Below are 25,758 nucleotides of genomic sequence, written 5' to 3'. Positions count from 1 at the left end.
CCTCTGACCCCGCGGCCGTCCGGGCCCGCCCCGCCGCGGCCGGGCCCGGACGGCCGGCTCCCTCATCCGCTCTCAGGAAGGAACTCCGGTGGCCATCTCCACCACCAAGGCCCTGACCGGGGACGAGCCCGCCGGGCCGCCCCCGGAAGAAGGCACCGCCCGGCGGCGCGGCGCGCTCCTGCACCGGCTCGACATCAAGGGCGCCCCGTACGTCTTCGTCGCGCCGTTCTTCGTGGTGTTCGCCGCGTTCAGCTTCTACCCCCTCGTCTACACGTCGTGGATCTCCCTGCACGACGTCGAACTGGCCACCCTCGACGTGATGGAGTGGGTGGCGTTCGACAACTACGTCGAGCTGTGGGGAGACTCCCGGTTCTGGAACGCGCTGCAGAACACGATCACCATCGGCGTCATCTCCACCGTGCCGCAGCTGCTGATGGCCCTCGGACTGGCGCACCTGCTCAACTACCGCATGCGCGGCTCGCTGTTCTTCCGCGTCGCCTCGCTGGTGCCCTACGCCACCTCGGTCGCCGCCGCCGCCCTCGTCTTCACCATGATCTTCGAGCGCGACTTCGGCATGATCAACTGGGCGCTCGGTGCGGTCGGCATGGACCCCGTGGACTGGGAGGCCGACAAGTGGCCCGCCCAGGTGGCCATCTCCACCATCGTGATCTGGCGCTGGACGGGTTACAACGCGCTGCTCTACCTCGCCGCCATGCAGGCCATCCCCGCCGACCGCTACGAGGCCGCCTCGCTGGACGGCGCCTCCCGGTGGCAGCAGTTCACCCACGTCACCATCCCGGGGATCCGCTCCACGATCGTCTTCACCATCGTGCTCTCCACGATCGGCGCCACCCAGTTGTTCGGTGAGCCGCTGATCTTCGGGCAGGGGCCCAACGGTGTGAGCGGCGGCGCGGACAACCAGTACCAGACGCTGGGACTGCTGCTGTACGAAGAGGGCTGGAAGAACTACCAGATGGGCCGCTCGGCGACCGTCGCCTGGGCCATGTTCCTGCTGCTCCTGCTCGTCTTCCTCGTGCAGCGCGTCATCCAGCGCGCCCGCTCCCGTACGTCCTGACCCGGAGTCACCATGACCCTGCACAGTCTCCCGGCCCGGACCGGCACCACCGCGGGCCCGGCCTCACCCGAGAAGACGGCCCGCCGGGGCGGCCGCCGGCTGCTGCGCCAGCGCGCGGGCCGCCAGCACCACGCCGGGCCCCTCACCTACGTCCTGCTCGGCGTCATGGCGGTGCTGTCCATCTTCCCGCTGTACTGGACGATGGTGGCCGCCTCGACCGACAACACCCGGGTCAGCCAGACCCCGCCGCCGTTCCTGCCCGGCCCGAACCTGTTCAGCAACCTCGCCCGCGCCTGGGACGAGGCGGCGATGGGCCAAGCGATGATCAACAGCCTCATCGTGGCCGGTGTGATCGCCCTGTCCACGGTGCTGTTCGCGACGCTCGCCGGATTCGCCTTCGCCAAACTGCGGTTCAAGGGGCGCAACGCCCTGCTCATGCTGGTCATCGGCACCATGCTCGTGCCGCCGCAGCTCGGCGTCGTACCGCTGTTCATGATGATGGCCGAGCTCGGCTGGTCCCAGCAGCTGCCCGCCGTCATCTTCCCCACGCTGGTGAGCGCGGTGGGCGTGTTCTTCATGCGGCAGTACCTCTCCGAGGCCCTGCCCGACGAACTCGTCGAGGCCGGACGCGTGGACGGGGCGCACTCGCTGCGCATCTTCTGGAGCATCGTGCTGCCCGTCGCCCGCCCCGCGATGGCCGTCCTGTTCATGATCACGTTCGTGCACGCCTGGAACGACTTCTTCTGGCCCTTCGTGGTCCTCGACATGACCAACCCGACGGTCCCCGTCGCCCTCACCCAGCTCAGCGCGGGGTACGTCCGCGACCAGTCGCTCATCATGGCCGGCGCCCTGCTCGGCACACTGCCGCTGCTGGCGATGTTCATCGTCTTCGGCCGCCAGATCGTCAGCGGCATCATGGCGGGCGCCGTCAAGGGCTGACCGCCGTCCCCACGGCAAGCCACTGTCACACATGCCCGGTTCGCGCATCGAGCCGCCACCACCCGGCTCCCCGCGCCCGTCGCACACCACCACCTCGAAAGGACTTACGTGGTCACCGCAGCACAGCAGACCGCGTCCGCCCCGGACGCCGCCCGCACCTTCCCCAAGGGCTTCCTCTGGGGCTCCGCCACCGCCTCCTACCAGATCGAGGGAGCCGCCGCCGAGGACGGCAGGACGCCGTCCATCTGGGACACCTACGCCCGCACCCCGGGCCGCGTCCGCAACGGCGACACGGGCGACACCGCCACCGACCACTACCACCGCTGGCGCGAGGACGTCGCCCTCATGGCCGAACTCGGCCTGGGCGCCTACCGCTTCTCGCTCGCCTGGCCCCGGATCCAGCCCACCGGCCGCGGGCCCGCCGTGCAGAAGGGCCTGGACTTCTACCGGCGCCTCGCCGACGACCTGCTCGACAAGGGCATCCAGCCCGTCGCCACCCTGTACCACTGGGACCTCCCGCAGGAGCTGGAGGACGCCGGCGGCTGGCCCGAGCGGGCCACGGCCGAACGGTTCGCCGAGTACGCGGCCTTCGCGGCGGACGCCCTCGGTGACCGGGTGAAGACCTGGACCACGCTCAACGAGCCCTGGTGCAGTGCCTTCCTCGGCTACGGCTCCGGTGTCCACGCCCCCGGCCGCACCGACCCGGTCGCCGCCCTGCGCGCGGCGCACCACCTCAACCTGGCCCACGGCCTGGCCGTCCAGGCGCTGCGCGACCGCCTGCGCGCCGACGCCCGGGTCTCGGTCACCCTCAACATCCACCACGTCCGCCCGCTCACCGGGTCGGACGGCGACGCGGACGCGGTCCGCCGGATCGACGCCCTCGCCAACCGGGTGTTCACCGGCCCGATGCTGAACGGCGCCTACCCCGAGGACCTGTTCAAGGACACCGCCGGACTGACCGACTGGTCCTTCGTCCAGGACGGCGACCTCGCGCGGATCCACCAGCCGCTGGACTTCCTCGGCGTCAACTACTACACGCCGACCGTGGTGTCCGAGGCCGACGGCAGCGGCACCCACACCTCCGACGGACACGGCAACAGCGCCCACAGCCCCTGGCCGGGTGCCGACCGCGTCGCCTTCCACCAGCCGCCCGGTGACACCACCGCCATGGGCTGGGCCGTCGACCCCAGCGGCCTGTACGACCTGCTGCGCCGGCTGACCGCCGACTTCCCGCGCCTGCCGCTGGTCATCACCGAGAACGGCGCCGCCTTCGACGACTACGCCGATCCCGAGGGCCGGGTCAACGACCCCGCCCGGATCGCCTACCTGCGCGGCCACCTGGCCGCCGTCCACCAGGCGATCCTGGACGGCTCGGACGTACGCGGCTACTTCCTGTGGTCGCTGCTGGACAACTTCGAGTGGGCGCACGGTTACAGCAAGCGGTTCGGCGCGGTGTACGTCGACTACCCGACCGGCACCCGCATCCCCAAGGCCAGCGCCCGCTGGTACTCCGAGGTGGCCCGCACCGGAGTGCTCCCCGGCGTCTGACGGACCGGTGCGGCACGCACCCGTCCCCGCGTGAGGCCGCACCCGGCGCCCCGCCCCCGCTCCCCGCGACCGCGGGAACCGGGGGCGGGGCGCGCGTGACACCGGACGGTGCGGCGGCCCCGCCGCGGGGCGGATGCCCACGGCGCGGGGAGGCGCCGGCTAGAAGGTCAGGTTCCAGGCGTCGACGCGTCCGGTGTCCCGGGTCGCGATGTCGCGGACGCGGAGCTTCCACGTGCCGGAGGCGGTCTCCGAGGAGGCGTCGACCGTGTAGGTCTTCACCACGTCGTCCCCGCTGTCACCGTCGGCGAAGTCCTCCAGAAGGTAGACGGTCCCGTCGGGGGCGACCAGTGACACCACCAGGTCGCCGCGGTACGTGTGCTCGATGTCCACGCCGACCTTCAGCGCGGCCGGGGCGTTGCCCGCGAGCCCGGTCACCGCGATCGGCGACTCCACGGTGGCGTTGTCCGCGACGGCGACGTCGGCGGTGTTCTCGAAGTACCGGCCCGGCTGCGGCGTCGTCCCGCCGACGGCCTTCAGCGCGTCGACCTGGCCCTCCCCGAAGAAGGCGTTCTTCGCCGTCGTGCCGGTGCACCGGCTGTCCGACGGGCACGCCGTGTCCGTGGCCTGGGTGCCCAGCCGCTCACGCAGCTGCGCCGGGGTGGCGGACGGGTCGGTGCTCTTCAGCAGCGCGGCGACGCCGGCGACGTGCGGCGAGGCCATCGACGTGCCGTTCATGTTGCCGTACTTGCCGCCCGGCAGGGTGGAGTAGACGCCGTAGGCCCCGTCGCCGCCCGGCGCCGCGACGTCGATGACGTCCCGGCCGTAGTTGGAGTAGGACGCCTTGATGTTCCCGTTGCCCATCGCCGCGACGGTCACGACACCCGGCAGCTCCGTCGGGATGTCGACGCAGGCGTTGGTGATGGTGCGGTTGACCGGGGTCGAGTCGTTCGGGCTGGAGTTGTCCGACCGCTTGTCGGCCAGGTCGTAGTTGGAGTTGCCGGCCGCGGCGACCTGGAGGGAGCCCTTGCCCTCCGCGTACTCCTGGGCCCGGCGCACACCCTCGATGATGGCCGCCTGGTCCGGGTCGTCGGGGCAGTTGAACATCCACGGGTCGGTGTAATAGCTGTTGTTGGTGACGTCGAAGCCGTGGTCACCGGCCCACATGAAGCCGCAGACGGTGTTCTCGGCGAAGAACATGCTGGTGGTCGGCTCCGCGATGCGCACGGAGGCGATGCTCACGCCCGGCGCGACGCCGACCACGCCCTTGCCGTTCTTCGCGGCGGCGATGGTGCCCGCCACGTGTGTGCCGTGGGTGCCGACGTCACGCCAGGCCCCGGAGCGGGTGTCGGCCTTGCCGTAGGCGCACGAGACCGAGTCGGCGGCGTTGAAGTTGGGCGCGAGGTCCTGGTGCCGGTCGTCCACACCGGTGTCCAGGACACCGACCTTGACGGACGGCGAACCGGGGTTGACGGCCCACGCCTTGTCGGCGTTGATCCTCGTCATGTCCCACCGGGCGGATTCGGTCAGGGTGGTCGACGACTGCGAGGGAGCGGTCGGCAGGGTGGGGGAGTAGGCGTCGGCGGGGACGTCCGAGGTGCGGGTCGCGCCCACCTTCTGCACGCCCGCCGCGGAGCGCAGGGCGGTGGCGAAGCCGGCCGAGGCGGAGTGGGCGACCACGACGCCGATCGCGTCGTACGACGCGAACACCGAACCGCCGTTGGCGGCGACGGCGTTGCGGGCGGCCGAGGTGTCGCCGGGAGCGCTGATGACCAGATACGACCTGGTCCCGGCGACCCAGCCGGCGGCGGCCTGAGCGGTGGTGGCGGTGCGGGACTCGGCGCGGGAGCCGGCACCGGCCGCGGCGGGCCCCGGCGGGAGGCCGGTGTCCGTGCCGGCGGCACCGGCGGGCGTGGCGAGGGCGAGCGCCGCTCCCACGGCGGCGACGGACAGCAGCGGCCGTCTGAGACGGCGCGGTGATATGCGGGGGGTTGTCACAGCATCCTCCGGGAGCCCGGGGCGAAGGGTGGTGCCGGCCGGGCCGTGGGTCGAATGGGTCGACGCAAGATTTCAGATGAGGGCATGACAAGGGAAGGGCCTACGGCGCATTGATCGTCGCGAGGGGACAAGTAGGGGACGCGGCTCCGGATCGCGGGCCGGAGGCGGGGCGGACATCGGCTGCTCGGGCGCCGGGGCGCCCTGCCGCCCTGCCCCGTCCGCCGGCTCCCTACGGCCGGGTCGTGCGCCGGATGAGGGCGAGCAACGCCGGCACCGGCAGCCCGGTCTCGGCCGGGTGGCTCCGGCCCCGCTCCGGGTGAACGGTGTAGTGATTGCGCCGCCCGACGCGCCGCCGGGTGAGGAAACCGGCCCGCTCGAGATCGGCGAGGATGCGGTGGGCGGCGCGCTCGGTGATGCCGGTGGTGAGGGCGATGTCCCGGATGCGCGCGGCGGGCATGTCGGCGACGGCTGCCAGAACCCGGGCATGCGTGGTCACGAAGGACCAGCCCGCGCGCCTGCTCACCGCACCCTCCTCGACCCGGGACAGCGGCACCCCCGGGGGCCGGCGTTCCCCTCTTCCGCCGGACCGTTCCGCTCGGATGCACCGACCGGAACGGGGCGGGGAGTCCGCGACCGTGTCGTGCGGCCCCTCAGGTGGCGTGGGCCGCCTGGATGCTGTCGCCCCGGTTGTTGATCGCCAGGTACGTCCCGATCCGGCGGAAGTCGTTGATCACGCCGAAGAGCGTCTTGTTCGTCGGCAGGAGCGCCTGCAGGGGCGCCTTGTCCGACAGGCGTGTCCTCAGCATGTCCTTGTAGGCGTTGTAGACCTTCGCCGTGTAGTTGGGCTCCTTCGCCGCGTTCATCCGGTAGTCGTTCGTGACCGCGATGGAGGCGAGGTCCATCAGGAAGCAGTCGAACAGGTCCGTCACGTCCGCGGCCCGTACGCCCTCTTCCCCCGACTGCGCCTGCCGGGCGAGGATCTCGGCCATCTCGACCACGATCTCGCGGTAGATGCGGTGCCGGGTGCTGCTGGGGAAGGCCGCCATGACGTGGTCGGCCTGTCCGGCGCCCCGGGTGTTCATCGTGCGCGGCTCGGCCAGATCCGCCAGGCCCGGCACCGGCAGCGGAATGTCCTGGAACATCGACTCCTCGTCGGGGATGCCCGTGTCGCGGGAGGCGAGCGGGTGCAGGCCGATCTCGTGGGCGAGCATGCCCATGATGTAGCCGATGCCGTACTTCTCGAAGTAGTAGCTGGCCAGGTTGATCTGCACGCCTTCGGCACCGAGGTCGCGCACGTCGGCCGGGGTTTCGGTCGTGCGCAGGTGCAGGGTGATCCGCACGGGGCGGTCACCGACGTACGACCGGATCGTCGGGTGGTCACCGAGCAGTTCGATGATCCGGACCGCCTTGTCCCGGTACCTCGGGTCCGTGTGCTTCAGATTGGTGAACTCGAAGGCGCCCGACGTGAACGGGACGACGACGGGCGGGGCGGAGGGTGCCGTGTCCGTCATCATCCGGGCGGGAACCGCGGTCGGCGCCCCGTTGTCCCCATCGGCTCCGGTGATCGTTCCGCTGTCGTCCTGCTTCCCGTGGGGCGTGGGAAGGGACACCGGATCGATCCAGACGGAGGCCCGGGGCGCGGGCGTGGCGCCCAGCCGCGCCGCTTCCCAGCTCGTGCCGGCTGCCCGGCTCGCCTCGGGAGTGACCTCACCGATCAGGGCGTCCAGCAGGTGCAGGTGCCGGTCGCGGAGGCCGGCGGTGGGCAGCGAGGTGTCTTCGGGGGTCTCGTGCAGGGCGCCGAGGAGGCTGCCGGGGATGTGGGGGCGGTGCGGGGTGCCGGTGTCGCGGTACTCGTCGCGCAGGCCGAGTTGGTGGGTGAGCTCGTGCACCAGCTGGACGGGTTCGGCATCCGCCCACCAGGTGTTCTGGTCCATGGCGCGGTCCCGGCCGACCAGGTCCACGGTCAGGTGGGGGGCCTTCGCACCCGTGCCGGCCGGATCGGCGGGTTCCACGGTGACGTGCAGCCGGTCACCGTTCGGCAAGCGGTAGGGGGGAGTGTTCAGGAAGTCGTCCACCCCGCCGCGGAGTCGGTGGAACACCTGGGACACCTGCTCCTCGGAACCCTGCTTCTCGGAGCCGCGCAGGGCGACGCGGACGGTGAGGTCGGTGACCGGCTCGCCGTCATGGACGAACCGCCGCGCGTCGAAGCCGGAACGCACCACGAAGCGGGGCCGGTCGTCCCGCGGGCCGCTCGGCGGGGGCGCCATCGGAACCGGCTGGTGCGGAGCTCGCTCGACCGAGTGCCGGACTCCGTCACCCTGCGGCAGCCGCGGGCGCGCCTCCTCCGGCCCGACGGGCTGCTGGATGCTGTCCCCGCGGTTGTTGGCCGCGATGCTCGTGGCGAGCTGCGCGAAGTCCCGGATCACGCCGAACATCCCCTTGTCCGGCGGCAGCAGGGCACGGGCCGGGCTGTCCTGTGCCATGTGCTCGACGAGCAGGGCCTTGTAGGCGTTGTAGACCTTGGCGGTGTTGCCGGGTTCCCTCGCCGCGTTCATCCGGTAGTCGCTGGTGATCGCGATGGAGGCCAGGTCCATCAGGTAGGTGTCGATCAGGTCGGTGACGTCCCCCGGCCTGGCTCCCTCCACGCCGGCGCGCGCGGCCTCGGCGAGCAGGTCGGCCATCTCCAGCACGATGTCGCGGTAGATGCCGTACCGGAGGGTGCGCGGGTAGGCGGCCATGATGTGGTCGGCCTGCCCCGCGCTGTCGGTGTTCATCGTGCGCGGGGGCCGCAGATCGGTCAGTCCCGGCACGGTCAGGGGCATGCCCCGGTACGCCTCCTCCTGTTCGGCGATCTCCGCGTTGCGGGAGGCGAGCGGGTGCAGGCCGATCTCGTGGGCGAGCATGCCCATGATGTAGCCGATGCCGTACTTCTCGAAGTAGTAGCTGGCCAGGTTGATCTGCACGCCTTCGGCACCGAGGTTGCGCACGTCGGCCGGGGTTTCGGTCGTGCGCAGGTGCAGGGTGATCCGCACGGGGCGGTCACCGACGTACGACCGGATCGTCGGGTGGTCACCGAGCAGTTCGATGATCCGGACCGCCTTGTCGCGGTACTTCTCGTTCGTGTGCTTCAGGTTGGTGAACTCGAAAGTCCCCGACCTGAAGGGTGTGAGGGCCGGCTGCGTGTCGGCCGCTGCCGGGGCCGCGCTCTGCGGCATGGGGGCCGGGACCTCGGTGGCGGGCGTGCCCCCGGTGGTGGGATCCGCACCGGGCAGGGAGACCGGGTCCACCCAGACGGAGGTGCGCGGGACCGGCGGGGTGCCGGTGCGTGCCTCCGCCCACGTCCGATCGGTGTCCTCCTCACCCTGCCGGGACTCCGGCGTCACATCGCCGATCAGGGCCTGCAGCAGGGCGAGGTGACGGCCGCGGAGGCCGGCGGCGGGGAGGGAGGAGTCCTCCGGGGTCTCGTCCAGGGCGCCGAGGAGGCTGCCGGGGATGTGGGGGCGGTGCGGGGTGTCGGTGTCGCGGTACTCGTCGCGCAGGCCGAGTTGGTGGGTGAGCTCGTGCACCAGCTGGACGGGTTCGGCATCCGCCCACCAGGTGTTCTGGTCCATGGCGCGGTCCCGGCCGACCAGGTCCACGGTCAGGTGGGGGGCCTTCGCGCCCTCGTCGGCCGGATCGGCGGGTTCCACGGTGACGTGCAGCCGGTCACCGCCGGGCAGGAGATGACCGGGCGAGTTGAGGAACGCGTGCACACCCGCCTGGAGGCGCTCCAGGACCCGCGACCTCTCCTCGGCCGTACCGCGCAGGGCGACGCGCACGGTCAGGTCGGTGACCGGCTCGCCGTCGTAGGTGAACCGCCGTGCGTCGAAGCCCGAGCGGACGACGAACCGGGGGCGCCGGTCCCGTGGCCTGCGGGCCCGCGGAGACCCAGGGGATGGCTCGGTGACGTCGCGGCCGGTGCCGGGAAGCCGGGGCCGGGTCTCGCCCGTGGTGCCGGTGGCCGGTCCCGGCGGAGGAGTCTGGATGCTGTCGCCCTGGTTGTTGAAGGCGAAGCTGGCGCCGAGACCGAGGAAGTTGTTGGTGACGTTGTACCAGCTCTTGTCGGGCGGCAGCATCCCCCGTACCGGGCTGTCGTCCGCGAGCCGCGCGGCGAACTGCTCCTTGTAGGCGTTGTAGACCCTCGCCGTGTAACGCGGCTCCCAGGCCGCGTCCTTGCGCCGGTCGTTGGTGACGGCGATCGTGGCGAGGTCCATCAGGTAGGTGTCGACGAGGTCCGTGACGTCCTGGGCCCTGGCGCCTTCCTCCCCTGCCTGCGCGTCCTCGGCGAGGAGGGCGGCCATGTCGATGACGATGTCGCGGTAGATGCGGTGCCGGGTGCTGCTGGGGAAGGCGGCCATGATGTGGTCGGCCTGGCCGGCGCCTTCGGTGTTCATGGTGCGCGGGGTCTTGAGGTCGCTCAGTCCGGGGACGGTCAGGGGGACGCCCTGGAACATGGCTTCTTCGTCGGGGATGCTGCTGTCGCGGGAGGCGAGGGGGTGCAGGCCGATCTCGTGGGCGAGCATGCCCATGATGTAGCCGGTGTCGTACTTCTCGAAGTAGTAGCTGGCGAGGTTGATGTCGACGCCGTCGTCGCCGCGGTCGACGACGTCGGCTGGTGTCTCGGTCGTGCGCAGGTGAAGCGTGATGCGGACGGTGCGGTCACCGACGTAGTCCCGGATCGTGGTGTGCCTGCGCAGCAGCTCGATGATGCGGGTGGCCTTGTCGCGGTACTTCTCGTTCGTGTGCTTGAGGTTGGTGAACTCGAAGTTCCCCGACGTGAAGGGGACGAGGACCGGGGCCGGGGCCGGAGGCGTGGGGCCGGAGGTCTGCGGCATGCGCGGCGGGACGCTGGGGGCCGTCTCGCCGGCGGCGTGAGGCAGTCGCGGACGTTCCTCGGCGGCGTGCACCGGGGCCTGGGGCTGCTGCGCGGGCCGCTGGATGCTGTCGCCCCGGTTGTTGGTGCCGACGGCGGTGGCGAGTTGGGCGAAGTCACCGAGGACGCCGAACCTGCCCTTGTCCGCCGGCAGCAGAGGACGGACGGGGCTGTTCTGCGGCAGGTGCTGGAGCAGTTGCTGCTTGTAGGCGTTGTAGACCCGGGCCGTGTAGCCGGGGTCCAGGATCGCCTTCGCCCGATGGTCGTTCGTCACCGCGATGGAGGCGAGGTCCATGAGGTACGTGTCGATCAGGTCCGTGACGTCCTTCGCCTTCGCTCCCGGTACGCCCACCTGTGCGCGCCGTGCGAGCACCCGGGCCATCTCCAGGACGATGTCCCGGTAGATGCCGTGGCGGAGGGTGTGCGGGAAGGCGGCCATGACGTGGTCCTCCTGGCCGGCTCCCTCGGTGTTCATGAAGCGCGGGGTCCTGAGGGTCTCCAGTCCCGGTACCAGCAGGGGCATGCCCCGATAGAGCTCCTCCTCCTCGGGGATCCGGTCGTTGCGGGAGGCGAGGGGGTGCAGGCCGATCTCGTGGGCGAGCATGCCCATGATGTAGCCGGTGTCGTACTTCTCGAAGTAGTAGCTGGCGAGGTTGATGTCGACGCCGTCGTCGCCGCGGTCGACGACGTCGGCTGGTGTCTCGGTGGTGCGCAGGTGCAGGGTGATGCGGACGGTGCGGTCGCCGATGTAGTCCTTGATGGTGGCGTGTTCGTCGAGCAGTTCGATGATCCGGACGGCCTTGTCGAGGTAGTCGTCCGTCTGGTTCAGGTTGGTGAACTCGAAGGCGCCCAGCTTGAAGGGGACCGGTCCGGTGACGGCGGGCTGCGGGTCCGCGTCCTGCGGCATGGGGGCGGCGACGTCCGCCCGTGCGGTGCTGCCGGTGGACCGGGGCAGCGAGACCGGGTCCACCCACACGGACTCACGCGGTTGCGGAGTGGCCGCACGGCGGGCCGCCGCCCAGTCCCGGCCGGCCGGTTCGCCGTCGTGCGGACGCGCGGCCGGGGTCACCTCCCCGATGAGGGCGCCGAGGAGGGCCAGGTGCCGCTCGCGCAGGCCGGCGGGGGCGAGTGAGGAATCCTCGGGAGCCTCGTCCAGACCGCCGAGCAGGCTGCCGAGGACGTGGGGGCGGTGCGGGGTGCCCGCGTCGCGGTACTCGTCGCGCAGGCCGAGCTGGTGGGTGAGCTCGTGCACCAGTTGCACCGGAGCGGCATCGGTCCACCAGGTGACCTGGTCCATCGCCCGGTCCCGGCCCGTCAGGTCCACGGTCAGGTGCGGGACGGGGGCGTCGGTGTCCGTGCCCGCGTCCGAGGCGTCCACGAGCTCCACGGTCACGTGCAGCAGGTCGCCGTTGGGCAGTCGGTAGCCGGGAGCGTTGAGGAACTCTTCGACTCCACTGTGGAGTTGCCCGAAGACGTGCTGCGTCTGCTCCATGGTGCCGCGCAGGGCGACGCGCACGGTCAGGTCGGTGACCGGCTCGCCGTCGTAGGTGAACCGCCGTGCGTCGAAGCCCGAGCGGACGACGAACCGGGGCCGGCGGTCGAGGGTGCCCCGTACCTGCGGAGCGCCGGGGGAGTGGGGCGGCGGCGCCGGGTCGCGGTGGTTCCCGGGCAGGCGCGGGCGCGCCTCGCCGGTGTCCGGGACCGTGGTGTGCACCGGGACGGCGGGCTGCTGGATGCTGTCACCGCGGTTGTTCGTCGCGATGCTGGTGGCGAGTTGGGTGAACGACCGGGCGACGCCGAACAGGGTCTTGTTCGACGGCAGCAGGTCGCGAAGGGCCGCGTCGTCGCCCAACTGGGCGCGGAGCAGGTCCTTGTAGGCGTTGTACGCCCTGGCCGTGTAGTTGGGTTCCCTGACCGCGTTCAGCCGGTGGTCGCCGGTGACGGCGATGGAGGCGAGGTCCATCAGATACGTGTCGAACAGGTCCGTGACGTCCTGCGACTTGGCGCCCGGCACGCCCACCCGTGCCCGGTGTGCGAGGACCCGGGCCATGTCGATGACGATGTCGCGGTAGATGCGGTGCCGGGTGCTGCTGGGGAAGGCGGCCATGATGTGGTCGGCCTGGCCGGCGCCTTCGGTGTTCATGGTGCGCGGGGTCTTGAGGTCGCTCAGTCCGGGGACGGTCAGGGGGACGCCCTGGAACATGGCTTCTTCGTCGGGGATGCTGCTGTCGCGGGAGGCGAGGGGGTGCAGGCCGATCTCGTGGGCGAGCATGCCCATGATGTAGCCGGTGTCGTACTTCTCGAAGTAGTAGCTGGCGAGGTTGATGTCGACGCCGTCGTCGCCGCGGTCGACGACGTCGGCTGGTGTCTCGGTGGTGCGCAGGTGCAGGGTGATGCGGACGGTGCGGTCGCCGATGTAGTCCTTGATGGTGGCGTGTTCGTCGAGCAGTTCGATGATCCGGACGGCCTTGTCGAGGTAGTCGTCCGTCTGGTTCAGGTTGGTGAACTCGAAGGCGCCCAGCTTGAAGGGGCGCAGGACCGGCTGCGGGGCGGCCGGCTGCGTGCCCGTGGGCGCGGTGGCGTCCGGGCCCGCGTCGTTGCCCGACAGGGTGCTCAGCTCGTACGCCTCGTCCTCGTCCGCACGGTGCGGCGGCTCGCCACCGGGCGGGCGCGCGGGAGCCGGGGAGCGGGGCAGGAGGGGGACGAAGTCGCCGCCTCGGCGCCGCAGCCGCAGGTGGGGGCCGTCGGAGGAGGGACCCGCGTAGGTGTGCGCGGTGCCGTTCTCCTCGACCAGGGTGACCGTGGCCCCCGTCGCGGCGGCGGCCCATTCGGCCACCGCACGGTCGGCCTCCGGCCCCCACGGTGCCTCGGCGAGATGACGGCGCAGATGCCCGTCCAGGGCCTCCCGGCTCGGCGCGGGCGCGCCCGGCCGGATGCGGAAGGGCGGCGGCGCGAAGAGGGCGTCGCGTTCGGCCGCCCGGCCCGGAAGGCCGTTCAGCCGCATCAACTGCGCGGGCGTGACCCCGGCGCGGGTGCGCAGGCGCGCCGCCTCGCGGTGGTGCAGTCCGGGCTGTGCGGCAGCCTCCCGCAGGGCGGTGGACAGCGCGGCGAAGAAGCCGTTGCCGCGACCGGCCGGCGTGCCCTGCGTGTAGGTGGCGCCGTCGGGTGCGGTGAGGACGCCGCTGCGGTCGAGCCGGTAGCGCGGTCCGCTGCTGCCCGTGGGGGGCATCCAGGGCGGGGTGGTGTGACTGCGGCGCGCGGGCTGCCGGCCGGACACACCGGTGCCGTGCGCGGTCGTCCCCGTGCCCCTGGCGTCTGCGGCCGTCGTGGGGGCGCCGGGGGGCGGGAGCGGGGTGCTGACCGGCGCCGGGGTCCCCGCGGGGAGCGTGGCGTGGAAGAAGCCTCCGGCGGCGAGGAGGACCGGGTCGGTGGCCGGCCGCACGGCGGCAGGGTCGCCGCCGTGCGGGAGGAAGAGCTGGCTGCGGCCCTCGCCGGTGACCACGGTCAGCGGGGTGCCCATGACCCGCGCGGCGAGGGCCGGCAGGAGGTCGGCGCCACCGTGGTCACCGGCGCGACGCTCCGGGCGGGCCGGGTCGCCGTCCGGGGACGCGGCCGCGTCCCGGCGGGGTTCGCTCGCGAACGGCCGGGCCAGGGCGGTGACGGCCAGCGCCACCCGCTGCTCGGGCGTCGGCCAGTAGGTCTGCGGAAGCCGACCGAAGGCGTCGAACTCGGCCTGCTGGGCCGGGGTGAGCCGGACGCCCGCCGCGTCGAGTTCGTCCCGCGTGAACGTGTCCGCCGCGTCCGGTGCGAGCGATTCGAGCAGGTCCGCGTTGCTGTCCTCGCCCAGTTCCCAGGCCAGCCGGTCGCGGGCGGCGCCGACGGCCTCGGCGGTGACGGCCGGGTCGCCGGGGGCGGCCGTGAAGCGCCCGGCGAGGTCGGTGCCGAGCAGGTGGGGCAGCCTGCCCCGGTCCTGGGCGACGGCGAGCAGGGCGTGGAAGAACGAGGCTCCGTCGTGCGGCACGTCGTGGATGTCGCGCACGGTGGCACCGTCGGGAGAGGTGAGGGTGCGCGGGCCGGAGCCGCCGGAGTCGGTGACGGTGTACGGCTGGGGCGCTTCGGAGCGCCACGCGGGCGCGGTGTACCGCAGCCGCGGGTCCGCTGCCGGGACGGCGGAGGGGGCGCGGTGGTGGGCGGTCAGACGCGTGGCGGCCAGGTGCAGGCGGTGGTGGTCCGCGGCGGCGGCGTCCGTGCGCTGCTCCCACAGCCGGACCTCCGTGCGGGCGGCCTGCCACGCCCGCACGGCCGGTGAGCCGGGCACCGCTCCCGGCTCCGCGGTGGGGGACCCGAGTTCCTTCTGCTCCTGCGGGGTCAGGTCCAGCCAGGTGTCGCGGGCGCGCGCCCGGGCGTCGTAGTAGCGCTGCTCGGCCGTGGCGAGGTCGGCCGTGGCCTTCGCCAGGTCGTCCCAGGCGGCGGCGGCCTCGTCGGGGAAGGTGGTGTCGTCGAGGAGGCCGTAGTCCCGGGCGATGTCCTCGCGCAGCCAGACCAGGGCGGTCGTCCGGGCCTCCGCGGCGCGCGGTCCGCGCCTGGCCTTGCCGAGGGCGTGCAGGGGCCGGCTGTCGGTGAACTGGTGGTGCACCTCGGCGACCGACAGCCAGCTCACCGGCAGCGCGAAGAGCATGCTGCGGTCGGTGACGACCTTGAGGTGGGTGCCGAGCGTGGTGTCCGTGGCGCCCTTGAGAGCGGTGCTGTCGTTGGCGCCCCCGATCGGGACGGTCGCGCCGGGGTTGGTCACGCCGGCGTTGCTGTTGCCCGCCAGGGGCGAGGTGCCCACCGTGCCTTCGACGTTGTCGGTGATGCCGGCTTCGAGCGCGTCGGACGTCTTCCGGCGCTGCATGGCCTCCATGCGCGGCTTGTTCTCCACCGCCAGCAGCCGGGCCCCGGTGCGGTGCATCTTCGCGTAGAGGCGTGAGTCGGCGGTGTGGGACTGCCCGAAGAGGCGGGCCGAGGACTGCCTGGGCAGCACCGAGCCGTTCGGGCCGAGCGCCTCCCGGAACCCGGCGGTCAGACCGCCCTGGGACGTCGCCTCCTGCTGCGCCTGGCCGGGGGCGGTGCCGAGGCCCGTGAGCGGGGTGAGCCGGGCCATGCGCACCCGCTCGGCGAGGATGGCGCCGGTGTGCCGGCGGCCGAGGTCGCTGTCGCCGAAACCGTCCGCGCGGGCGGTGGCGAGCGTGAGGCCGTCCCGCACGTTGGCGGCGCCGACGATGTCCACGGCGAGGATCCCGGAGCCGATCCGGTCGTCGAAGGGCAGGACGTCGGAGTCGGCGGTCTCCGGGAGCCGGGTGCCCCAGGACCGGGTGCCCGAGGTCGGGGTGCCCTGGGACCGGGTGCCCGGGGCCTGGGTGTCCGAGTTCTGCGTGTCCGCACCGCGGGTCCCGGAGCCCGGCTTCTCCGGGTGTGCGGGCCCCGGGGCATCGCCGCCGGACGTGCGCCATGCGGCGATGCCCTCGGGCCGGGCCTGCTCCGCGGTGAGCAGCCGGACCGCCCGTTCCGGCTCGGGCACGTCCTGCTCGGTCACGGCGCCGTCCGCGCCGTCACCGTCCGGGGTGAGCAGACTGACCGGGAGCATCTCGCGGAGGGTGCCGACCGAGGCACCGACCCGGGGGGCGAGCGGTGCGCCGGTCGCGTCGGTCATCGACACGGTGAGCACGTAGTCGGTGACGATCTCGGCGTGCGCCTGCGTGGTGGCGATGTTCGGCATCGCGGTGCTGCCGTTCGTCTCGGTCCGGACACTCGACCGCTGCTTGGCGGCCGTGCCCTGCAGCGACGGACTGGCCGTGAGGACACCGCCGCTTCCGGCCGCCGCGCGCTCGCTGACGCCGAGCGTCACGTCGGCACCGCGGTCCTGGGAGGAGGCGACGGCGTCGTCACGGGCGATGGTGCGGTAGTCCTCCAGCTCGAACCCGGTGCGCAGCCTCTCCACCGTCGTGGTGACCGGGGTGAGCCGGAAGTGCAGCTGAGCCGGGCTGCCGCCGACCGGCAGGTGGTGGGGCCGCGCCCAGGCGCGGTGACGGACCGGCAGGGTCATCCCGTCGGTGGTCAGCTCGTGCAGGTGGGCGCGCAGGAAGTCGGGCGAGAGACGCTGCAGGACCTGCTCCCGGTCGTGCGAAGGCATCCCCGTCTTCTCCAGCTGCCGCAGCAGCCGGTGCGCGGCACGGCTCGCGTCGAGCCGGCCGCTGGGGTGGGTGGGGAAACGCCGGCCGCGCAGGAAGCCGGGCACCCGGTAGCCGCCGCCGAGGTTGCGCGGGGTGGCGTCACCCAGGCCGTCCGGGGCGAGCCCCGCCTCGATGGCGTCCTGCATCGGCAGGTGGAACATCACCGCGTCGCGGACCCGATGCAGCGCGGCGGCGGCCCGGCGGGGTGCGAGACGGCGGCCGAGGTGCTCCGACAGGCGCCCGGCCGCCGCGCTGATCCGGGACCCGGCGCGGGTCCCCGCCATGCCCATCGCGGCCGTCCAGCGGTCCCGCACCGCGACGGTCTCGGCGGCGTCGGCGACCACCAGGTACATGCGCCCGGCGAAGGTGAGGGTGGTGTTGCGGCCCCGGGTGAGGGTCTGCGAGACGCTGCGGCCCCGCCCCCAGGCGTACTGCAGGGCGGTCGAGTAGGTGCCCGTCACGGCCTCGCGGCCGGGGCCCTGCTGGAGCGGCATGTCCGCGCCCTGGACGCCGAGTGTCGCGTGCGAGACGGTGCTCGCGCTGCCGACGACCCGCTGCTCGTTGCCGATGGTGGCTTCCAGACTGGCCGGCTTGGGGTCGCTCTTGACGCGCAGGTTGTACAGCTCGCCGCGGATCGCGGCCTTGAGGTAGTGCGTTTGGAGCGGACCCGCGCCCGACAGGCCGGTGATGCGGGAGCCGAACGGCCCGAGGTACTGCCCGAGTTGACCGGCCAGGCCGAGGTTGGCCACGGCCCGGCGCAGAGCGGTGCGGACGGGTGCGCCGGGCGCGCCGACGTGCCAGGACGAGCCCGTGGCCCGATCCGCCACGTCCTGCACCAGCCGTTGGCGCTGCGGGCCGCCCTCGGTGCTGAGCACCACGTGCGGCGCGCTCAGCAGCCGCTCGGTGAGCCGCCGGTCGGACGGGTCGACCCGGTGCGGCGGACGGGTGCCGTCCAGCAGCTGGTCCGCCTCGGCGGAGGAGAGCCGTCGCGGAGCGGTCACGGGATCCGGGACGGGGGTCCGGCCGGCCGGTGGGTCCGCGGGGGCGTGCCGTTCGGAGCCGTGCGCGGCGGGCACCGCCAGCTCCACCCGGCCCACGGTCTCGGACCCCCGGGTGAACAGCGGCCGCTCCTCGACCTTGCTGACGAAGACGCCCGCGCCGAGCAGGCCCACCGAGGCGAGCCGCGCCCAGCCCCGCGGACGGCGATGCCCCTCGAAGGTCGCGCCCAGCTCGACCCGGTAGCTGTACAGGTCGGCGCCGTTCTGGAAGGTGAGGTGGTCGTGCGTGACCGCGGCCGTGGTGCGGGTGGCCTTCTGGTCGGTCTTGGCGTAGCGGACCCCGAGGGTGACGTTGCCGGTCTGGCGCGGCAGCCCGACCTCGGGCACCTTGTCGTGGTCGCGCGGTGAAATGCCCAGCTCCACACCGCCGGAGAGCGTGACGGACGCCTGCTGCCCCTGGCCGGAGATCTCGGTGCCGACTACCGCGTTGCGCAGCGAGCGTTCACTCATGGTGGTCTCGAACCGCCGGTCGCTCAGCCGGGCCCGGAGGACGAGGGTGTGGTGGCCGCGCCGGACCTTGCCGTCCTCGGTGAGGGTGACCGGCACTCCGGTGGTGGTCAGATCGTCCAGACTCTGCGCCAGACTCGGCCGGTTGAGCGCCTCCCGCACCTGGCGGTCGTTGTGCAGCGCGGTCCGCATCCGCCCGTCGCCGTACCAGAACTTGGCCAGCCGCGGGTGGCGCAGCATCAACGGCGGGACGAACAGGGACGGGTAGGACCGGTGCAGGGTGTCGAGGACGGCGTCCGTGAAGACCCGCAGGGGGTCCTGCGGCGCGGGCTGCGGGGCCGGGTTCGGCATCCGGCCCTGAGCACCGGGCCGATCGCTCTGCGGGCGGTCGCTCCGAAGCCGGTCGTTCTGCGGGCGGTCGTTCCGCGGCCGGTCGTCCCGAGGCCGGTCGCCGCCTCTGCGCGTCCGGTCCTCGCCCCGGAGCGGGTCGTCGCTCCGGAGCGGGTCGCTCTGCGGCCGGTCGGGGCGGAAGCCCTCGGCCCGGACCTGGCCACCGAGGTGGACCGGGTCCTCACGCGTCAAGTACCACGGCACCGGCGGCTCGACGTCCGGGTCCGGGCCCGTCCGGCCGGGCGTGCGGCTGTCCCAGCCCGCGAGCCGCCGCGCGTCCTGCGTGGACATCCAGTCGAGGCTGACCACCCGGACCGGACGTGCCGCGGACGCCGGCTCGCCGGGCTTGCGGACCATCAGGGTGCGCTCGACCCGGTACAGCGCCATGGGGTGGTTGCGAACACGCCCCGTGGTCTTCCGCGCCGCGTCGGCACCCAGGTAGTGGCCGCGCCCGCTGGTGAGGTCGGCGCGCACCAGCGGACCGCCCTGGAGGCGCACGTCCGTCTCCGGGCCGACGAGGGTGTGGTTCGGCCCGGCGGTGACCTGGATGCCGAAGCGGGTGTCCCGGACGTGACCGCGTTCGTTCTGGTAGGTGGTCTGGGTCAGGTCGCGCACCTCCGCCTTGACCGACTCGGTGACCAGAGTGGCCCGGTGCGGCACCGACCGCTCCACGATCAGGTGCCCCAAGGGGTGCTGGCCGCTGCCCCGGGTCAGCTCGGGCCCGGTGACCGGGCCCGCCATCCGCCCGAACAGGCCGAGCAGCCGCGTCGGCCGGACGTACGACACGACCGTGCGGTGGGCGGAACTCCCGGGTCTGGCACCGGAGATGGCCAGCGCCACGTCCTCCGGCGGGTCCACCAGGTGCAGGCCGGTGATGTCGGTGACCCGCGGCTCCGTCCCGTCCGGGAAGGTGAGGGTCCGGGGCGCGCGCCGAGGGCCCTGGAACGGCACGGTGAGGTCGTCCGGCAGCCGCCAGCTCAGCCCGTCCCGCACGGCGAAGTCCGCCGCGTGCACCGGCGTGCGCCGCCAGCCGGGCCGTACGGTGCCCGGGTCGCCGGGTGCCGTGGACCCTGCGACCCGACCGCCCCCACCCACCGGCGCGTCCGCCTTCGGCGTCTCGGTCCTCGGCGCCTCGGTGACGCGGTCCACCCGCACCCGGTAGTACACGTCGTCCAGGTGCAGGTGCGAGCCTTCGTGCGCGCGCCACTCGGTCTGGTTGTACGCCTGCGTGCCCTGGGCGTAGTCGGTCCGGCGGGTCCAGCCCAGTGAGACACCGATCTTCAGCAGCCAGTTGAGCGGAGGGCCCATGCTCAGCGCACCCGCGATCCGGCGCCCGAAACCGACGCTGCGCCCGCCGCCCGTACCCGCCTGGCCGCGCCGCATGGTGTCGACGCGCGTGGTGCCGCCGTCGACGTCGGCGAAGCGCTCCCAGCGGTGGTACGGGACGGCTTCGACCGTCATCTCGAGTCCGACGCCGGACTTCTCCCGCCCCACGAACCGCGCACCGCGCGGGGCGGTGAAGGCGCCGGGATGGTCCGTCAGCATCCTCAGCAGCTCGGTCCCGTCGAACCGGGCCTGCACGCTCCTGGGCAACCTTCCCAGGATCTCCTGTGCGACCGCCTCGGGCGAGCGCAGCGTGATGACGCCGGGGCCGGTGAAGAGGCCGGTCGAGGGCGTGCGCGGCGCCCGGCCGCCCGGCGTGCCGTCCCCGGGGTCGGCATCGGGGTCGGCATCGGGGCTGATCAGGACCGTGGGCAGCCGGCTGCCGTCCTCGAAGTCGACGGTACGCGGCGCGGGCCCCGGTGCGGGCGCGTCCTGCCCGGTCAGCACGCGTGCCGGGCGGTGCCGTTCGAGCTGGGTCTCCAGCGGCACCGGGTCGCCCCGGTCGGCCGTGTCGGACTCCGGGACGACGTCCGTGTCCTGTGCGGCCGGGTCCGGTGCGTCCGAGTCCTGTGCCGCCGGGTTCGGTGCGGCCGGGTCCTGTGTCGCGGGGTCCTGGACGACGGAGTCCGGTGCGGGAGCAGTCGGAGTGACGGAGCCCTCGGCGACGGTGTCCTCCGTGCCGACCGGGTCCGGCACGGGGGTGAGCGGGGCCGACGCCGGGACCAGGGCGTCGTAGTGATCGGTGCCGTTGTAGGCGAGGTACAGGGTGCCGCCCCGGCCTCCGGGGTGCAGCGAGGTGATGAGCGCACCGCCGGGTGACTGCGGATGCGGCCGTACGAGGCGCAGGTCCAGGTCCAGGGTGTGGGCCAGGGCCTCCGGGAGCAGGTCGGCGAAGGGGGACGCCCACAGCCCGGGGCGCTCGGCGGCAGCGGCGACCAGGGCGCCCGAGCCGAGCCGCCGCGCCTCGGCGGGCGTGGGGGCCACATCGGCGAGGTGCGGGTAGTCGCTGTCCCGGAGGAGCTGCCGCCACCGGCCGGGATCGCCGTCGGTGACGACCTCCCGCGCGATCCGGTTCCACTCGCCGGTGATCCGCGCGCTCTCCTCCGCGTCGCGGGCGCCCGCGAGGGCCCGCACCCGGAGGTCGTCGACGACGGCGTACACGGGGTCGGGTATCGCCGTCGCCGCCGCGGTGCTCAGTTCGGTGCCCCGGATCCGGTCGCGCAGCAGTCCGCGCAGGCCGGCGACGTTCCGCGCGGCCCACGCGGGGGGCACCGCCTGGCTGCGGGCGCTGTCGAGCAGCGCCCGGAACAGGCAGTTGCCGCCGCCCGGGGTGTCGAGCCGCGTGAAGGCACGGCCGTCCGCGTGCACCGTTTCCGGGCCGGCGGGCGTGGTGCTGCTCCTGCTGAGCAGGGCCAGATCCTCGACGGGACTGTCCGGCCGGCCGGACCCCGGGACCAGGTCGGGCCGGCGGCGGGCGAGTTCCGCGCTGTCCTCCGGGCTCAGGGCCAGCTCGGAGAGCGGCAGCGGAGTGTCGGACAGCGACCACGTGACCTGCGCGGAGGGTGCGTACGTCAGCCCGCGCACGTCCTGCGGCGACACCATGGTGCTTGGCGGGAGTGCGGGGGGCGGAGGGGGCAGCAGGGTCTCCAGCGTGACGTCGGCGCCCGCGGTGGGACGCAGCGCGGCCGCGGCACGCAGGAAGCCCGCATACTGCTCAGGACCGGGACCGGGACCGGGACCGGCTGCCGGGCCGGCCGTGCCGTGCCCGGCGCTGACCCAGTCGGTGACCATGCGGCGCAGCAGCTCGGCGGTCATCCGGCCGTCGCCGTAGCGGGCCGCGGTGCTCGGACTCAGCCAGCGCAGGTTGTCGGCGAGGGCGAGACCCGCGAGCAACTCGTGGTTCTCGGGGTTCTGTTCGGCATCGGTGCCGAACGTGCCGCGCAGGGTGCGGATCTGCTGGAGCGTACGGGCGCGGGTGAAGGCGTCCGCCGGCTCGGGGCCCGCGTGCAGACCGGCGACACGCGCCAGGTCGTCGAGGTCGGCGCCCCCGGGCTCCGGGGTGAACAGCCGCCAGCTGCCGGGCCCGTCCGGCCCTTCGGTGAGCACCGCACGGACGTTGCCGTCGCGGTCCCGGGCCGTACCCACCTCGGTGGTCGGCGCGTGCACCCGCCGCCCGGTGCGGTTCGCCACGTGCTGGGCGACCGGCAGGCCCGCGACCTCCGGCTGCCGTCCGGTCTCGCAGGAGAACAGCACGATCGGCCGGTCCTGATCGCCGTCCTCGGACCACGCCTTGAGTACCTCGCCGAACTGCACGCCGCTCACCTTCACGCTGGGGTGCGCGGTGCCGTCGGTGCCGAGCGTGACGGTGCGGGAGGTGCCGTGACCGGCGAAGTAGTCGGCGCCCACGTCCGTACCCGAGCCCGGCAGAGGGGCCGGCGGACCGGTGAACACGGTCCTGGGCGGTGCCGAGGGCACGCCGTCGGTCCCCGGACCGGACACGGTGCGCACCCCGCGGTACGTGTCCTGCCCGAGCAGCGCCCGGCGCCCCTCACTGTGGGCTGTGTCGTCCTCCGCAACGCTCTGCGAGATGGTCAACGTCCGCACGGCCCGGCCGGGTTGTTGCTGCCCGGTGGATTCGGGCCCCCAGTGCCGCAGTTGGGCCACCGGCACGGTGTGGCCGGTCAGCGTCGTCACGGCCGGCTGCCCCCGGTCACGAGCCGGGCCGGGCCCGACGTCGTCCGTGCCGTCCGCGGGCCGCACGACGACGCGGCCCTGCCGCGGGGGCGCGGCGGACGGCGTCGGGGACGGGACGTTCGAGGTGACGGATGCGGGCGCGGGCGGGGGTGCCGGTGTGGACGGGGGCGCAGACGCGGGGGCCGGTGCGGGCGGAGCCGGAGTGCCGGTCCCGTCGCCGGTTTCCCCGTCGGCCGTGCCTTCGGCGGAGGTGTTCCCGTGGCCCGACTCCAGGTGCAGTCCGGTGGCCGGTTCGGCCCACGGCCGGGACAGGGTGGCGAGCTTGGCGGCGGGCGGAACGGTGGAAGGCGTCTCCGACCGCGGCACGTCGCCGCGGGCCGGGGGCGGCGCATCGGGCAGCACCTTCGTGGAGGACGGGTCCGCGGTCGAGGGAGCCGAGGGAGCCGACTCGGTCCTGACCGGCTTCTCGCTGAACGGGGACGCCTTCCGGGAGTCGTCCGGTGACGCCGGGAGCGTGCTGCCGTCCTCGGCGGCCGGGGCGTCGACGGAGGTGCCGCTCTCGGTGGCGGGCCGGGCGGCGCGGCCGGCGGGGGCGGGCGGGCCGACGGCGTCCGCGAGGGGGAGCAGCACGTCGGATCCGGGGAACGTGGAGTCGGCCGCGGTGGTGACGTCGTCCGGCGATGTGGTGGCCGGGCCGGTGAGGGGCCGCACATCGACGGGCCGACCGGGCCCTTCACGGGTCAGCTCGACGGCGGTGCGCACGGAGTTCCCCGTCCCGTTCGCCGGAGCCGGAGGCCCGAGGACGACGGCACGGTCGGTGCCGGCCCCGTCCAGAAGCGCGGCGGCCTCGGGCGACCCCGGTGCGGGAGGCGGCGTGTCCGACACGACGACGGTGAGCGGCGCCGCCCGGGTGGGGTCGCCGGTCACGCCGCTGACAGCGTCGGGCTTCCCCTCGGCAGCACCGTCCGCCTCGTCGCGGACGCCCCGCTCGTCGAGAGCGTCTCCGTCCGACGTCTGCGTGGCGTGCGGCGAGGTCGTCCCGCCGAGGGAATCAGGCGATCCGCCGGACGTACGGAGGCCGCCCTGGGCGGAGACGGACGACGGTGGTGCTGCCGAGCTGCCCCCCGTCGGCACGCCACCCGGCCCGGCGCCGGGGCTGCCGGGGCCGGAGGTGCCGCCCGTGCTCGTTCCGGGCGCGGCGGGGACGGCGGAACCGGTGCCGCCACCCGGGCCGGTCGCCTCCTGCCCCCGGACCGCGTCCGCTCGGGCGCCGGTCGACCTGCTGTCGGACGCGTCCGCCGGGCCCGGGGCGTCACCGGTCAGGGGCGGTCCCACCGTGACCGGTACGCCGAAGGAGTCGAGGGCGCGGCGGACGCTGTCGGTGTCGATCTGCGCGGCGGGGCTGTTCCCGGTGGGCACCACCCGCACCTCCGGGCGCTGCGACAGATCGCTGTGCAGCGCGTCGCGGACCCCGATCTCGGTGCTGCCCGGGGGCTGAGAGCCGCGTACGGCGGCGAGGTCGCGCAGTGCCTGCTCGCGGGTCTCGGGCGCGCCGCTGTGCACCTGCTGCCACAGCGCGTTCTCCGCGGCCGTCACCGGCAGCGGGCCGGGGGCGTAGGGCGGCGGGTCCGCGATCGTGTACGGCGGCGGGTCCGAGATCGTGTGCGGCGGCGGGGTTGAGAGGCTGTACGGCGGTGGTGAACCTCCGGCGAAGTCGGTGGACGAGGAAGGGACATCGGCGGCACCGCCCGCGCCCTCACCCGAACGGTCACCGGTGCGGTCCGTGCCGTCGCCGCTCCGGGAGCGTGAGGAGCCCGCGGAGTCGCGGTCCCCGGAAGTACTCTCCCCGCCGGACACAGTGGACGGTCCGAGCCGCAACTTGTCGATGGCGTGGCGCAGTTCCGCGCCGCTGTTGAGCGCCGTGTCCGTGAGCGTGGCCTCGACCTGGCTGCTGATGCCCGCGCCGACGAAGGTGGACCAGCTCGTGGACCAGTCGCCGTCGAACGCGCCCTTGATCAGGATCTCCGCGAGGGCCTCACCGGAACCGGCGGCGAGGAAGTCGGCGGCACCTTTCAGGCCGTAGTGACCGGCCAGCGCGCCGGGCCGGTCGGCGTTGTGGCGCAGGAGCTGGTTGTTGCGCCACAGGTCGAGGTTGTTGCGGAAGGACAGCGGATCGTTGCGGAAGGTCGTCGGAAGGTCGCGGTGCGGGGCCGGGCCGTCCGGGGACGGACCAGGGCCGGGGCGGTCGTTCGGGCTGTCGTCCCGGTGGGGTCCCGGACCCGACCTGGTGTCGATGTCCGGGCGGTCGCGCAGGCCGGGGTTGTTCTTGAAGTCGAGGTCGGGGCCGTTCTTGAGGAAGTTGTTGTCGTAGCTCCTGACGATGCTCCGCGCCCAGTCGTCGAAGACGCCGGTGAGGAAACCGGCCGCGGCCCCGAACGCGGCCGACTTGAGGATGTCGTTCCAGTCGAAGCCGTCAGGGCGGCGGCCGTCGGGGGCGAAGTTCATCATCGCCAGCCGCACCGCGAAGGTGGTGAACGCCTCGGCGAAGGCCTCCGTCAGGGACGGCGCGAGGTGCAGCCGCTGCAGCAGGTGGCTGAGCGTGGTGAGGATCATGAACCGGCTGCGCAGCTTGGCCATCATGATCTGGCTGGCCGAGGCGCCTCCGGTGAAGAAGGACATCGCCAGGTAGAGGGCGATCTCGATGAGCAGCCGGATGACCTCGGCGATGACCTGCCACTTGGACTCCATGATGTCCATGGAGGTCTTGCGCCGGCCCTCGGCGATCTTGTCGAGCTGTTCGGCGAACTCGCGCAGGTAGTTCCTGCCGCCGTCGTCGATGAGCAGGCCCATCGCCTTGGCGTACGACTTGGACAGGTCGTCCGGCATGGACTCGGCGATGTCGTGGATCGACTTGTCGATCAGCGAGGAGAGCCTGTCGAGCTTGCGGCCCAGGCCGGAGTAGGGCTTGCGGCTGTCGTAGGCGAGGTCCTCGTCGGCGTCGATGAGCTTCTCCCCGGTGAGGATGAAGATCATCGCGTTGACCTCGGGTGACGCCTGGAGGCTCATCGACGGCCGCCCCGGCAGGTGCGGGGGCGGCGCGCGCCG

General features: G+C 73.4%; 6 protein-coding genes. 3 read left to right on the top strand and 3 right to left on the bottom strand.

The window, feature by feature from the left end; all coding sequences use genetic code 11:
- The first annotated feature begins 88 nt into the window (after positions 1-88).
- The 3 genes from ACFYWG_RS01990 to ACFYWG_RS01980 all read left to right on the top strand — a co-directional run bounded on the left by ACFYWG_RS01990 (position 89) and on the right by ACFYWG_RS01980 (position 3,562).
- Positions 89-1,075: a carbohydrate ABC transporter permease gene (locus tag ACFYWG_RS01990; protein ID WP_383511238.1), complete on the top strand. Its 987-nt coding sequence runs from the start codon at positions 89-91 to the stop codon at positions 1,073-1,075.
- Between the two features lie 12 nt (positions 1,076-1,087).
- Entirely contained in the window at positions 1,088-2,014 is a 927-nt protein-coding gene (locus tag ACFYWG_RS01985) for a carbohydrate ABC transporter permease (RefSeq protein WP_383511234.1), read from the top strand.
- A 108-nt stretch (positions 2,015-2,122) separates the two neighbouring features.
- Complete coding sequence (locus tag ACFYWG_RS01980) at positions 2,123-3,562, top strand: GH1 family beta-glucosidase (RefSeq protein ID WP_385413707.1); 1,440 nt, start codon at positions 2,123-2,125, stop codon at positions 3,560-3,562.
- 159 nt (positions 3,563-3,721) lie between these two features.
- Here the strand turns inward: ACFYWG_RS01980 and ACFYWG_RS01975 are convergent, their stop codons facing one another.
- The 3 genes from ACFYWG_RS01975 to ACFYWG_RS01965 form a co-directional block, all read right to left on the bottom strand.
- Positions 3,722-5,512 carry a S8 family serine peptidase gene (locus ACFYWG_RS01975; RefSeq protein ID WP_389199432.1) on the bottom strand — a complete coding sequence of 597 codons (1,791 nt, stop codon included), beginning with the start codon at positions 5,510-5,512 and terminating at the stop codon, positions 3,722-3,724.
- 274 nt (positions 5,513-5,786) lie between these two features.
- Complete coding sequence (locus ACFYWG_RS01970) at positions 5,787-6,080, bottom strand: helix-turn-helix transcriptional regulator (RefSeq protein WP_376327702.1); 294 nt, start codon at positions 6,078-6,080, stop codon at positions 5,787-5,789.
- Between the two features lie 127 nt (positions 6,081-6,207).
- Positions 6,208-25,719 carry a hypothetical protein gene (locus ACFYWG_RS01965; RefSeq protein WP_389198688.1) on the bottom strand — a complete coding sequence of 6,504 codons (19,512 nt, stop codon included), beginning with the start codon at positions 25,717-25,719 and terminating at the stop codon, positions 6,208-6,210.
- Positions 25,720-25,758: the final 39 nt, after the last annotated feature.

Origin of the sequence: Streptomyces sp. NPDC003456 (assembly GCF_042878735.1) — a bacterium.
Classification (GTDB): domain Bacteria; phylum Actinomycetota; class Actinomycetes; order Streptomycetales; family Streptomycetaceae; genus Streptomyces.
This window is presented reverse-complemented; position numbering and strand designations above follow the sequence as displayed.

Bases quoted from the DNA above. Each gene is read 5' to 3' on its own strand.
- ACFYWG_RS01965 (WP_389198688.1), bottom strand. From the start codon at position 25,719: ATGAGCCTCCAGGCGTCACCCGAGGTCAACGCGATGATCTTCATCCTC.
- ACFYWG_RS01985 (WP_383511234.1), top strand. From the start codon at position 1,088: ATGACCCTGCACAGTCTCCCGGCCCGGACCGGCACCACCGCGGGCCCG.